Source organism: Herbidospora solisilvae, assembly GCF_009901565.1.
GTDB lineage: Bacteria > Actinomycetota > Actinomycetes > Streptosporangiales > Streptosporangiaceae > Herbidospora > Herbidospora solisilvae.
This window is the reverse complement of sequence record NZ_WXEW01000006.1, coordinates 494,401-507,293: the sequence shown is the minus strand read 5'-3', so window position 1 is coordinate 507,293 and position 12,893 is coordinate 494,401. Positions and strand designations below refer to the sequence as shown.

General features: G+C 73.0%; 11 protein-coding genes. 5 read left to right on the top strand and 6 right to left on the bottom strand.

All coding sequences use genetic code 11. The features are described from left to right. Positions 1–2: 2 nt before the first annotated feature. The gene (locus tag GT755_RS22390) at positions 3–1,235 is read left to right on the top strand and encodes an adenosylhomocysteinase (protein ID WP_161481586.1); all 1,233 of its coding nucleotides are present in this window, start codon (positions 3–5) and stop codon (positions 1,233–1,235) included. A gap of 181 nt (positions 1,236–1,416) precedes the next feature. Here the strand turns inward: GT755_RS22390 and GT755_RS22385 are convergent, their stop codons facing one another. Continuing rightward, positions 1,417–2,193: an RDD family protein gene (locus tag GT755_RS22385; RefSeq protein ID WP_161481585.1), complete on the bottom strand. Its 777-nt coding sequence runs from the start codon at positions 2,191–2,193 to the stop codon at positions 1,417–1,419. Between the two features lie 26 nt (positions 2,194–2,219). Here GT755_RS22385 and GT755_RS22380 point away from each other — a divergent pair, with 26 nt between their 5' ends. After that, positions 2,220–3,212, top strand: a complete 993-nt coding sequence (locus tag GT755_RS22380) for a stage II sporulation protein M (RefSeq protein ID WP_161481584.1) — start codon at positions 2,220–2,222, stop codon at positions 3,210–3,212. Here GT755_RS22380 and GT755_RS22375 read toward each other — a convergent pair. Genes GT755_RS22375 through GT755_RS22355 form a run of 5 tightly spaced genes read right to left on the bottom strand, consistent with a single transcriptional unit; the run spans position 3,209 to position 8,426 of the window. Then, positions 3,209–4,531, bottom strand: coding sequence for a DUF58 domain-containing protein (locus GT755_RS22375; protein ID WP_161481583.1), 1,323 nt, complete (start codon positions 4,529–4,531; stop codon positions 3,209–3,211). The two genes, GT755_RS22380 and GT755_RS22375, sit on opposite strands and share 4 nt — an antisense overlap. After that, positions 4,531–5,484: an AAA family ATPase gene (locus tag GT755_RS22370; protein ID WP_161481582.1), complete on the bottom strand. Its 954-nt coding sequence runs from the start codon at positions 5,482–5,484 to the stop codon at positions 4,531–4,533. The genes GT755_RS22375 and GT755_RS22370 overlap by 1 nt, the downstream gene beginning before the upstream one ends. Continuing rightward, the gene (locus GT755_RS22365) at positions 5,481–6,581 is read right to left on the bottom strand and encodes a DUF4350 domain-containing protein (protein WP_161481581.1); all 1,101 of its coding nucleotides are present in this window, start codon (positions 6,579–6,581) and stop codon (positions 5,481–5,483) included. The genes GT755_RS22370 and GT755_RS22365 overlap by 4 nt, the downstream gene beginning before the upstream one ends. Then, positions 6,578–7,192, bottom strand: a complete 615-nt coding sequence (locus GT755_RS22360; protein WP_161481580.1) for a DUF4129 domain-containing protein — start codon at positions 7,190–7,192, stop codon at positions 6,578–6,580. Before GT755_RS22360 ends, GT755_RS22365 begins: the two co-directional genes overlap by 4 nt. 4 nt (positions 7,193–7,196) lie before the next feature. Further along, entirely contained in the window at positions 7,197–8,426 is a 1,230-nt protein-coding gene (locus GT755_RS22355) for a glycerophosphoryl diester phosphodiesterase membrane domain-containing protein (protein WP_161481579.1), read from the bottom strand. 300 nt (positions 8,427–8,726) lie between these two features. Here GT755_RS22355 and mtrA point away from each other — a divergent pair, with 300 nt between their 5' ends. Genes mtrA through GT755_RS22340 form a run of 3 tightly spaced genes read left to right on the top strand, consistent with a single transcriptional unit; the run spans position 8,727 to position 12,889 of the window. Beyond that, positions 8,727–9,404: an MtrAB system response regulator MtrA gene (gene mtrA / locus GT755_RS22350; RefSeq protein ID WP_030451251.1), complete on the top strand. Its 678-nt coding sequence runs from the start codon at positions 8,727–8,729 to the stop codon at positions 9,402–9,404. A gap of 19 nt (positions 9,405–9,423) precedes the next feature. Further along, positions 9,424–11,136 (top strand): MtrAB system histidine kinase MtrB, encoded by a 1,713-nt coding sequence (gene mtrB, locus GT755_RS22345; protein ID WP_161481578.1) that lies wholly within the window; start codon positions 9,424–9,426, stop codon positions 11,134–11,136. After that, a complete protein-coding gene (locus tag GT755_RS22340; RefSeq protein WP_161481577.1) occupies positions 11,126–12,889 on the top strand; it encodes an LpqB family beta-propeller domain-containing protein in 1,764 nt (587 codons plus the stop codon). Before mtrB ends, GT755_RS22340 begins: the two co-directional genes overlap by 11 nt. Positions 12,890–12,893 lie beyond the last annotated feature (4 nt).

Sequence of the window (12,893 nt, the reverse complement as noted above, 5' to 3'; positions counted from 1 at the left end):
TCATGGATGCCGTGCTGGCCGAGGCCGGTGAGCGCCGGATCGGGTGGGCGTCGCGCGCCATGCCGGTGCTCACCGCGATCGGCGCGGGGTTCGGCGGCGACCGCCCGCTCGACGGGCTGAAGGTCGCCGCCTGCCTCCACGTCACGGCCGAGACGGCGGTGCTCATGGGCGCGCTGAAGGCGGGCGGCGCGGACATCGCGCTGGCCGCCTCCAACCCGCTCTCGACCCAGGACGACGTCGCCGCTGCCCTGGCCGGCTACGGCATCGCCGTGCACGCCAGGGCGGGGGTCGACCGCGACACCTACTACCGGCACATCCACCGGGCCCTCGACATCGGGCCCGACATCGTGCTCGACGACGGCTGCGACCTGGTCAACATCCTGCACACCGAACGTTCCGACCTGGTGGTCAAGGGCGGTTGCGAGGAGACCACGACCGGGATCATCCGGTTGCGTCAGATGGCCGCCGAGGGGGCGCTGAGGTTCCCGATGGTGGCGGTGAACGACACCCGCACCAAGCGGATGTTCGACAACCGCTACGGCACCGGCCAGTCGACGCTCGACGGCATCATGCGGGCCACCAACACCCTGCTGGCGGGCCGGACGGTCGTGGTGGCCGGCTTCGGCTACTGCGGCCGGGGGGTGGCCGAGCGGGCCAAGGGCCTGGGCGCGCGGGTGGTGGTGACCGAGATCGACCCGGTGAAGGCGCTCGACGCCTCGCTCCAGGGCTACGGCGTGGCCACGATGGCCGAGGCCGCCGCGATCGGGGACGTGTTCGTGACGGTCACCGGCAACCGCGACGTCATCAGGGCCGAGCACCTGGCCCTCATGAAGGACGGCGCGATCCTGGCCAACGCGGGCCACTTCGACGTCGAGATCGACGTGCGCGCCCTGGAGTCCATGGCCGAGGAGGTCCACTACCAGGTGCGGCCCAACACCGACGAGTTCGTCGTGAACGGCCGGCGGTTGCTGCTGCTGGCCGAGGGCCGGCTGGTCAACCTGGCGGCGGCCGAGGGGCATCCGGCGGCGGTGATGGACATGTCGTTCTCCGCCCAGGCGCTCACGGTGGCCTGGCTGGCGGCCGAGCACGCCTCGCTCAAGCCGGGGGTCTACGACGTGCCCGACGGGATCGACGCGCGGGTGGCGGGGCTGAAGCTGGCGGCGGCGGGGATCACGATCGACGGGCTGACCGCCGATCAAGAGGCCTACCTGCACAGCTGGCGTTCAGGTTCGTAGAAACAGTTGTGTTACCCCATGGATACCGGCAATCTGCCGTACTACGGTCATATCACTCGGTTCGCTCAAGGCCAGTCACCTGAGCCGAGATGACGGGCGGGTACGACCGGTTCGCCTCTCCCTCTGCGCTCCGGACGTACCCGCCCAACCCCACTGCAGGCGTGCCCCATGCCTGCGTTCGTCACAACTGCCCCTGCCGTCTTTGGCTAAACCTCGCGATGTCGCGGCGGCGGCGTTCGGCGAGCACGGCGGCCAGGTAGGCGTAGGGCGGAACCCCAGGTGGGGGCGGGGGTTGCACGCGGGCGGAGACCTGCGAGGCGATCCGCAAACCCATCTCGTGGGCGGCGATCGGCGAGAGCTCCGGCAGCCGGGTCAGGTACTGCCGTGACACGGTCGCCAGGTCGTCGGTGAGGCCGGTCAGCTCCAGCGTGGCCGCCCAGGCGGCGAGCTGCGGCGGCATCTCGGGCGGGGGCCCGGTCTCCTTCGGCGCCCGTTCCGAGATCACGACCGTGCCGCCGAACAGGTCGCCGAGCCGCTTGCCCTTCTGGTTGGCCAGCGCGCAGATCACCGCCGGGGCGCCGGTCAGCATGTAGATCTCGACGACGGCCGTCAGGCCGCGGAAGAACGCCTGCCGGAACCGCTCGGGCCCGCCGTCGTCGGCGACCACCCGCAGGCCGAGGGCCATCTTGCCGAGGCTGCGACCCCGCGACAGGGTCTCGAAGGTCACCGGGTAGCCGACCACGACCGCCACGATCGAGACGATGATCAGGGCGGTGGCCAGCGACTCGTCGATGTCGCCCGCGGCGAACGCGATCAGCAGCAGCGCCCCCACCAGCAGCACGATCTGCACGACCAGGTCGAGCAGGAAGGCGACCACCCGGATCGGCAACTGCGCCAGCGGCACGTCGAGCGCCACGGCGTCGCCGGTCACGACGTCGGGGCGCGGCACATCGGACATGTCCTGACCCTACTAGGCTCGCGATCGTGGACATCGACGCCTTCCGAGCCGCCCACCAGCCGACCTGGGACCGGCTCGACGACCTGGTGAAGAGGCGGCGGAAGCTGACCGGCCCCGAGGTCGACGAACTCGTCGAGCTCTATCAGCGGGTGTCCACCCACCTGTCGATCGCCCGTTCGGTGTCCCGCGACGGCGTGCTGACCGGCCGGCTGTCCGCCCTGGTGGCCCGGTCGCGGTCGGCCGTCACCGGCGCCCACGCGCCCGCCTGGCGGGAGTTCCTCCGGTTCTGGACGGTCTCCTTCCCGGTGGTCTGCTACCGGTCGTGGCGGTGGTGGCTCGGCGCGGCCGTGGCGTCGTCGGTCGTCGCGGTGGCGGTGGGGGTGTGGGTGGCGGTCAACCCCGACGTGCGGGCCGCCATGGGCACCCCCGAGGAGATCAGGCAGCTGGTCGAGCACGACTTCGCCGACTACTACAGCGCCAACCCGGCCGGGTCGTTCGCCACGCACGTGTGGGTGAACAACGCGTGGGTGGCCGCCCAGTGCGTCGCCTCGTCGGTGATCGGGGGCGTGCTGATCCCGTACATCCTCTTCCAGAACGCCGCCAACGTCGGGCTGATCGGCGGCATCATGATCGACTCGGGGCGCGGCGACGTGTTCTTCGGGCTGATCACGCCCCACGGGCTGCTGGAGCTCACGGCGGTGTTCCTGGCCGCCGGGGCGGGCATGCGGGTCGGCTGGTCGCTGATCGCGCCGGGCCCGCGCCCCCGCGCGCAGGTGCTCGCCGAACAGGGCCGCGCGGTGGTCGCCGTCGTGCTCGGGCTGGCGGTGGTGCTGCTGGTCTCGGGCCTCATCGAGGCCCTCGTCACCCCCTCGCCGCTGCCGACCTGGGCCCGGATCTCGATCGGCGCCGCCGCCGAGATCCTCTTCCTGCTGTACGTCGTCCGCTACGGCCGCCGCGCCGCGCGAGCCGGCGAGACGGGCGACATCGCCGACGCCCCCGACCACGTGCCGACGGCCTAGAGGCGGCCCGCGGCCTTCAGGTTCAGGTAGGCGTCGGCCAGCGCCGAGGCCAGGTCGCCCGGCAGGGCGTCGACGACCTCGACCCCGTGACGGCGCAGCCGCGCGGTCACCTGGCGGCGCTCCACCCGCTGACGTTCGGCCGCCGCCGCCTCGAACACCTCGGCCGCGCCGTCGCGCCCGGCCGCCAGCGCCGCCACCCGGGGGTCGGCCACGGCGGCCAGCAGCACCAGGTGCCGGGAGGAGAGCTGGGGGAGGACCGGCAGCAGGCCCTCGTCGAGCGCGGTCGCGTTGAGGTCGGTCAGCACGACCACCAGGCAGCGCCGCCGCGCGCGGGCCAGCACGGCGGCCACCATCCCGTGGGCGTCGGCCTCGACGAGTTCCGGCTCCAGCGGCGCCATCGCGGTCACCAGGCCGGGCAGCAGGTCGCCCCGGCCGCCGCCGGTCACCTGGGCCCGGACCGCCCGGTCGTAGGCGAGGAAGTCGACCCGGTCACCCGCCCGCGCGCACAGGGCGGCCAGCAGCAGGGCGGCGTCCATGCCCCAGTCGAGCCGCGGCCAGCCGCTCGGGTCGCCCGACGCCGGGTCGACGCCCACCCGCCCGGCCGAGGTGCGGCCGGTGTCCAGGACGATCAGCACCCGCCGGTCGCGTTCGGGCCGCCAGGTGCGCACCACGACGTCGGCCCGGCGCGCGGTGGCCCGCCAGTCGATCGAGCGGACGTCGTCGCCGACGACGTACTCGCGCAGCGAGTCGAACTCGGTGCCCTGGCCGCGGATCTGGACCGGGTTCAGCCCCTCGATCGCCCGCAGCCGGGCCAGCTTGGCCGGCAGGTGACGGCGGGACAGGAACGGCGGCAGCACCCTGATCCGCCCGTCGACCCGGTGGGAGCCCTGCCGGGCCGCCACGCCGAGCGGGCCCAGCGCCCGCACCGTCACCGCGGCGGCCGTGAAATCGCCCCTGCGGAGCGGACGCAGGGTGGTGGTCACCCGGCGGCGCTGCCCGGCCGGGACGTCGACCTCGTGCTCCCTGGGGGCCGGACGGGTGCTCGGGGACCAGGCGTCGCGCAGCACGCCGCGCACCCGGCGGCGGCCCGGATTGGCCACCAGCAGGGTGACCTCGGCGCTCTCGCCGAGACGTACCCGCTGGTCGTCGGAGCGCTCGAACCGCAACGCCCGCACACTGCCCGCCAGCGCCAGGTCGACCCCGACGGCCAGCACGATCACCGCGACGACCAGCCAGAACGCGAGAGCGGGCGCGGGCGCGGCGAGCACGACGAGCGCCCCCGCGACCGCCAGCAGCGCGGCCCGCCCGGTCAGCGCCATCAGCGCGGCACGGGGACGGACGCCAGGATGCCGTCGAGCACCCCGTCGGCGGTCGCGCCCTCCAGCTCGGCCTCAGGACGGAGCTGCACCCGGTGCCGCAACGCGGGCCGGGCCAGCGCCTTCACGTCGTCGGGCGTCACGTAGTCGCGCCCCGACAACCAGCCCCAGGCGCGGGCCGCCGCCAGCAGCGCGGTCGCGCCGCGCGGCGAGACGCCAAGGCCCAGCGACGGCGACTGCCGGGTCGCCCTGGCCAGGTCGACGACGTAGGCGAGCACCTCGGGCGACACGTGGGTCTCGGCGACCGCCGCCCGGCCGGCCGCGAGGTCCTGCGCGCTCGCCACCGGCTTCACGTGGGACAGGTCGCGCGGGTCGAAGCCCTCGGCGTGCCGCCGCAGCACCGCGATCTCGTCGTCGCGGCCGGGCAGCGGCACGGTCAGCTTCAGCAGGAAGCGGTCGAGCTGCGCCTCGGGGAGCTGGTAGGTGCCCTCGTACTCCACCGGGTTCTGGGTCGCCGCCACGATGAACGGGTCGGGCAGCGGCCGCGGCATGCCGTCGACGCTGACCTGGCGCTCCTCCATGGCCTCCAGCAGGGCGGCCTGGGTCTTCGGCGGGGTGCGGTTGATCTCGTCGGCCAGCAGCAGGTTGGTGAACACCGGCCCCGACCGGAACTCGAACTCGGCGGTGCGCGCGTCGTAGACCAGCGACCCGGTCACGTCGCCCGGCATCAGGTCGGGGGTGAACTGCACCCGCTTGAAGTCGACCGACAGCGCCGTGGCCAGCGTCCGCACCAGCAGCGTCTTGGCCACACCCGGCACGCCTTCGAGCAGCACGTGCCCCCGGCAGAGCAGCGCGATCACCAGACCGGAGACCACCGCGTCCTGCCCGACCACGGCCTTGGCGACCTCCGCGCGCAGCGCCGCCAGCGCCTCCCTGGAGGCGTCAGGTGTCGTCACGAGTCCAGTACCTGCCTTTCGATGGTGTCGAGGTCGCGTGCGAGGGCGACCAGTGCGGCGTCTCCGCCGGGGGCGTCGCCGTAGAGGGTCCGGCGAACCTGTCCGCCATCCTGCCCGGTCCGGGCGGCCACCGCCGTGACGATCTCGTTCTCGCCGGCCGTCGCGGTGAGCCCCAGCCGGGGGGTCATCCGCGCCAGGGCGGCCTCGCGCAGCGCCAGCGCCGCCCGGTCGCGGGCCGCGCGGGCGCGGTAGAGCCGGCCCCGTCCCTCGACGGTCTCGGCGGCCCGGACGACCACCGGCAGCCGCTCCTCGACCACCGGCCCGAGGCGGCGGCCCCGCCACAGGGCGGTGAGCAGCACCGCCAGGACCAGCGCCCAGGTGAACCAGCCGACGTTCGCCGGGATCAGCTGCTCGATGGACTTCTCGCCGCCCTCGGGCGCCCCGAGAGGGGCGCGGGGGGCGAACCAGGTGACCCTCTGGTGGGTGCCGGCCAGGTTCATCGCCAGCGCGGCGTTGCCGTTCTCCGCCAGTTTCCCGTTCGTCAGGAACGAGCCCGACGCGACCAGGGTCGTGTCGCCGACGACGGCGACCGTGCCGCCGTAGCAGGTGGCGTCGCCGAAGGTCGAGCCGCCGACGAGGGCGTCCCCGGCCAGCACGGCCGCCTTCAGGCCGCAGCCGGGCTTCCGGACCGTCTCGGGGGAGCCGGGGAGGGCGGTCACGCCGGGCGCCAGCGCGCGCAGCACCGGCTCGGTGGGCGCGATCAGCAGCCGGGCCCCCGGCCGGCCGGCCAGCTCGGCCAGCCTGGCGGGGTCGGCCAGGAACTCGGGCCGGGCCACCACCAGCAGCGAGCCCTCGGCCTGCTCGACGGCGTCGTCGAACGTCGTCACCTGGTTCACCTCGACGCCCTGCGCGCGCAGCAGCTCGGCCAGCGCGCGGGCGCCCGAGGGCGTGGTCGCCTCGATGTCGAGCCGCCCGCCGTTGCGGGAGCCGCCCAGCAGCACGATCAGCGTGGCCGCGAGCACGATCAGGACCAGCGCCCCCACCACGCCGCGCCACGAGCGCCACCGGTCGGTGATCGTCGGGGTGATGGACGTCATCGCAGTGTCGCTTTCGCCCCGCGGACCGCCGTGTCGAGCTCGGTGAGCACGGCGTACCCCTCGGGGGTGCCCGGACGCCCGCCGTAGGTGACGTCGGCGAACGTCCGGGCGCCCCGGTCGAGGTCGGCGGCCAGCGCGGGCAGCGCCCCGCCCGCCTCGGCGGCCAGCTCACCGGCCGTACGCCCCGGCATGGGTTCCACGATCGTGCGTTCCTCCAGCTCACGGGCGACGGCGCGGAGACGTTCCCGGATCGCCCGCGCCCACTCCCCAGCCGCGGCGTGGCGCTCGGCCAGGGCCCGGTGTTCGGCGGCCGACAACCGGGTCTCCCCGAACAGGCCGTCGTCGCCCGGCCGCCGGGTGCGGGGCGCCTTCCGGGCCGCCCGCACCAGCACGACCACGATGACCGCGAGGATCAGCACGAGCACCGTCAGGGACAACCACCCGCCGGGGACCCCCTCGGCCCGCGCGATCAGCTCGGTGATGAACTGCCAGACCCGGTCGAGCACCCGGTCGAGCCACGACGGCTTCGGGTAGGCCGGGTCGGCGAGCTCCCGGAGGGCGGCCTCTCTGGCGGCCTCCCGGCCGATCTCGACGGGGACGTCTATGACCATCGACTCATGACCAGGGGTTGCGCGGGCGCCACAGGTTCTCGGGGGCGGTGCCCGGCGCGCCCTGCTGGCGCTCCACGGCCTCGGTCTGGAGAACCAGGTCGAACGCCTCGGCGCGCATGCGGCGGTCGGCGTACAGGAGAGTGGTGACCCCGGCGGAGAACGGGTTGGTGATGGTGCCGGCGATGATCGCGCCGACGCCGGCGAGGACGGCGCCCACATAGAACTGCTCGGTGCTGAGCGTCGCGGCGGGGTCGCCGAACGAGGTGAGGAGCGAGAACGGCGCCGAGACCGCCGCGGCGACCAGGCCGACCACGACCGCGGTCAGCAGCAGGATGCCGAAGACCCGCCAGAAGTCGCCCTTGACCAGCCGGAACGACCGGCTCATCGCGGTGCCGACGCCGATGCCCTCCAGCACGATCGCCGGACCGGCCAGGCTGAGCTTGGTGTAGAGGAACACCGCGAGGCAGACGCCGCCGGTGAACAGGACCAGCGCGAGCAGCACCACCGCCCCGGTCGGCAACCCGGCAGCGCCCAGCAGGGCGACCAGGAAGACCGGCACCAGGAAGACGCCGAACACGATCAGCGCCTGCAGCAGTGCCAGCCCGACCAGCGGCAGGATCCGGCCTTTGACGATGTCCCAGGCCTGGCCGATGGAGATCTGCTCGCCGAAGACCGACCGGCCGATGATCCCGGTGAGCATGCCGGTCAGCACCACCATGGCCACCGCGGTCACGACGCCGCCCAGCAGCGCGCTGCCCAGGAACGCGAACACCGGGCCGAGAATGGCGTCGGGGTCGGCCTCGGCCGCCTCGGGGGTGATCAGCGCGATGTCGGCGACGGCGCCGAACATCGGGAGCTGGATCGCCAGGGTGATGATCTCGGCGACCGTCACCACCAGTGCCGACAACCCCAGCGTCGCCTTCGGGTTGGCCCGGATGAACGACACCGCGCCGTTGTACATGTCGCCCATCTGGAGCGGCCGCAGCGGGATGATGCCGGGCTTGAGCACCGGCGCGCCGTAGTGGCCGCCGCCGTGGTAACCGCCGCCGTAGTGGCCGCCGGGCGGGGGAGGCGGCGGGGGCGGGTAGCCGCCGGGCGGCGGATGACCACCGGGCGGCGGATAGGAGCCGGGGGCGTTGGGGTCGGCCCAGGGGCCGGGCGCACCGTAGGCGGGCGGTTGCTGGGGCGACCAGCCGGGAGGTGGCTGCTCACGATCGCCGGGGCCGTCTGTCATGTCCCAATCCTGGCATGATGAGTGCCCTGGCGGTCATGGGTGGCTCCTTCCGCGTTGCCCGCCCGCGCCTGTCCGGGCTCGTCTCGGCGTGACGAACGCCCGCCGCGGGTCCGCGTGGAGCACACTTGGAACGTGACCTGTTCTTGGGATTCTCGTTACGGTAGCGGCACGGCCAGCTATTTGGGCCTAAACTTCGTCCTTTGTCACGGTCGTGTTTCATCCACCGCAGGGTCACGGGTAACCTTCCGATAAATCGCCCAAATACCTCCTTAGCTGCGCCGAAGTAACGAATGAGGGGCCATGAAAGGACGCGTGCTGGTCGTCGACGACGACGCCGCTCTCGCCGAGATGCTCGGCATCGTCTTGCGCGGGGAGGGTTTCGAACCGTCCTTCGTGTCAGACGGCGACAAGGCGCTCGACGCGTTCCGCGACACCCGCCCTGATCTCGTCCTGCTCGACCTGATGCTGCCCGGCGCCGACGGCATCGACGTCTGCCGGCGCATCCGCGCCGAGTCGGGCGTCCCGATCGTGATGCTCACCGCCAAGAGCGACACCATCGACGTCGTGCTGGGCCTCGAGTCGGGCGCCGACGACTACATCGTCAAGCCCTTCAAGCCCAAGGAGCTCGTGGCCCGCGTCCGCGCCCGGCTGCGCCGCACCGACGAGCCGACCCCCGAGATCCTGCAGATAGGAGACATCACGATCGATGTCGCCGGACACTCGGTCAAGCGGTTCGACGAGACGATCAACCTCACGCCGCTGGAGTTCGACCTGCTCGTCGCGCTGGCCCGCAAGCCGCGCCAGGTGTTCACCCGTGAGGTGCTGCTGGAGCAGGTCTGGGGCTACCGCCACGCCGCCGACACGCGACTGGTCAACGTCCACGTGCAGCGGCTCCGCGCGAAGATCGAGAAGGACCCCGAGCACCCCGAGATCGTCGTGACGGTCCGCGGCGTCGGCTACAAAGCCGGTCCAGCCTGATCCCGCCCCTCTGATCTGAATGCCCAAGCCACGGCCCCGACGGACCCCCCGGCAGATCGCCCGGGGGGTCCGTCGCCGTGCTCGGCGCATCGCGGGCAGGGCGCGCTCGGCCTGGCGGCGCTCCCTCCAGATGCGGGTGGTCACCTCCACCATGCTGATCTCGATGGTCGTCGTGGCCGTGCTGGGCGTCTTCCTGTTCCAGTCGATCAACAAGACGATGCTGGCCGGCCGGACCGACGCCGCCACCGCCGAGGCCCGCGCCAACGTGCTGACCGTCTCCGACTACCTGGCGGGCAACGGCGAGCCCGACGCGGGCGAGCAGTCCGACCCCGACACGCAGGTCCCGCTCGACCCCGCCGACCAGGCCATCAACGTGCTGGCCCAGCGCGCCGGGGCACGCTACGCGGTGGTCATCTTCAACGACAGCATCGTCGGCCAGGACCGGGCGACCCTCAACATCGACGCCAACAAGAGCGTGCCGCGGGGGTTCCGGCAGCAGGTGCGCACCGACACCACCGACCAGACGGAGTCGCGCTACAGCCCGCTGCGCTACCTGACCGGTGAGACCGTGTCGGGGCTGGTCATCGGCTCGCGGGTCTTCGGCGGCGTCAACGGCACCTACGAGGTCTACCACCTGTTCCCGCTCAACGAGGAGGAGGAGACCCTCAGCTCGGTCCTCCAACTGCTCGTGCTGGTCGGCGCCGGCCTGGTGCTGCTGCTGGCCGCCATCGCCTCGCTGGTCACCCGCCAGGTCGTCACCCCCGTGCGGCTGGCCCGCCAGGCCGCCGAGCGGCTGGCGTCCGGCCGCCTCGAAGAGCGCCTGAAGGTCCGGGGCGAAGACGACCTCGCCCGCCTCGCCACCTCGTTCAACGAGATGGCCTCCAACCTCGCGCTCAAGATCCACCAGCTCGAGGAGCTCTCCCAGGTGCAGCGCCAGTTCGTCTCCGACGTCTCCCACGAGCTGCGCACCCCGCTGACCACCGTCCGCATGGCCGCCGACCTCCTGTACGACGCCCGCGAGGACTTCGACCCGATGGCCGCCCGCTCGGCCGAGCTCATGCAGGCCCAGCTCGAACGGTTCGAGTCGATGCTGGCCGACCTGCTGGAGATCAGCCGCTACGACGCCGGCGCGGCCACCCTCGACCTCGAGTCGGTCGACATGCGCGACGTCGTGCTGCGCGCGGTCGGCGACTCCGAGGCCCTGGCCGAACGTCACGCCACCCGCTTCGAGCTGAGGCTGCCCACCGAACCGTGCATGGCCGAGTGCGACACCCGGCGGATCGAGCGCATCCTGCGCAACCTGCTGTTCAACGCGATCGAGCACGGCGAGGGCAAGGACATCGTGGTCACCCTCGGCGCCGACCGCGACGCGGTGGCCGTGGCCGTCCGCGACCACGGCGTCGGCCTGCGGCCGGGCGAGGAGAACATGGTCTTCGACCGCTTCTGGCGGGCCGACCCGTCCCGCGCCCGCACCATCGGCGGCACCGGCCTCGGCCTGGCCATCTCCCGCGAGGACGCGATCCTGCACGGCGGCTGGCTCCAGGCCTGGGGCTCGCCGGGCGAGGGCACCCAGTTCCGGCTCTCGCTGCCGCGTACGGCCGGGAGCGTGCTGAAGGGCTCTCCGCTGCCGCTGGTGCCGCCGGAGGTCGAGATGCGCCGGACCTGGCGCGGGCACGCCACGCCCGTGTTGTCGGCCGCCGCGGGGGAGTCGGGGGTGTTCGATGTCGACTAGGAGACGGGTTCTGACGCTGGTGGCGACGCTCGCCACCCTCACGGGCTGCACGATCGTGCCGGCCAGCGGCAACCCGCCCACGGCCAGCGAGGACGAGCGCGGGGGCGACATCCTCAGCCAGACCTACGTCCGGATCCTGGCCTCCCCGCCCCGGCCCGACGCGACCGCCGTGGAGATCGTGCGCGGCTTCCAGGCCGCGATGGCCAGCTTCGACGACCCCGAGCGCAAGATCGCCCGGCAGTACCTGACCGGCGCGGCGGCGGCCACCTGGCAACCCTGGGCCGCCGCGACGCGGGTCTGCGACTGCCGCTTCGCCGACGACCTGCCCGAAGAGGACGCCGAGAAGTTCGTCGTGTCGTTCAAGGGCCGCCAGGTCGGCACCCTGGAGGCGGGCGGCCGCTACCGCGCGGCCTCCGAGGGCACGCTCGACGAGGCGTTCACGCTGGTCCGGGTCAACGGCGAGTGGCGCATCGCCGAGGCCCCCCAGGGCCTGATCCTGCTCCGCGCCGACCTCACGAGGGCGTACGCCCCCGTGGAGGTCTACTTCCCGAACCCGTCGTTCAACGGCCTGGTGGCCGACCGGGTGCGGGTGCCGATCGACCCCAGCCGTGGCCTGCCCGAGTCGCTCATCCGGACCCTGCTGAGGGGCCCGACGGGCCCGCTGGCCGGCGCGGTCGAGAACGTCTTCCCCAAGGGCACCGAGCTCAACGGCATCGAGATCGAGGGCGACACGCTCTACGTCGACTTCTCGTCGGCGATCGCGGGCCTGCGCAACAGCCCCGACCGCATCAAGGCGATGAAGGCGCAGCTCGCCTGGTCGCTGGGTGCCGACCGGGTCGGCGGGCGCTACATCGAGATCCTCGTCAACGGCGAGGCGTTCCCGGGCGGCGGCATGCGGTTCAAGCCGACCGAATACCCGACCTACAACCCGTCGGTGATCACCGGCGACGCCGCCGGATACTTCGTCCGCGACGGCCGGATGTTCCGGGTCGCGGCCAAGGACGAGGAGCAGCCGGCGGCGGTGCTCGGCGCGGCCGGGCAGCCGACCCGGCCGTTCAACCACGGTGCGGTCTCCGCCGAGGGCCGCGACCAGGTGGCCGCCCTGATGGGCGACGAGACGGGCATCTGGGTCACCCAGCTGGTGGCCGGCAGCCCGTGGCAGCGCTGGATCAACGCCCAGGGCCGCCTCACCCCGCCGTCGTGGGACCGCGAGGGCCAGGTCTGGGCAGTCGAGACGGCCGGCGGCAAGTCGCAGGTCTGGCACGCCACCACGGCCGGCCACCAGTCGCCCGTGCTGGCCCCCGAGCTGGAGAACGCCGACGTGACCGCGTTCAGGGTGGCCCGTGACGGGGTCAGGGTCGCGGTCGTCGCCGACAACGGGGCGGGGCCGACCGTTCAGATAGGCTCGATCGTGCGCGGCCCGACCTATCGGGTCGGCGCGATGGAGACCCTGGTGCCCGCGGAGGAGGGCCAGAAGATCATCGATGTGGCGTGGCGAGACGCCACCACCCTGCTGGTGCTGACCGAGAAGGACTCCCCGAACGGCCCCCAGCAGGCTCTGGCAGCCTACCCGATCATGGACGGCGACGAGAAGACCCCGATCGAGCTGTCCAAGCGCCTCACGTCCATCACGAGCACCGATTCGCGCATCCTGGCCAGCGACGAGAACGGCGCCATCACGGTGTGGGACGGCAAGAAGTGGACCACCCTCGTCGACGACGGCTCCAGCTTCCCCGCCTACCCTCTGGGGTGAACTT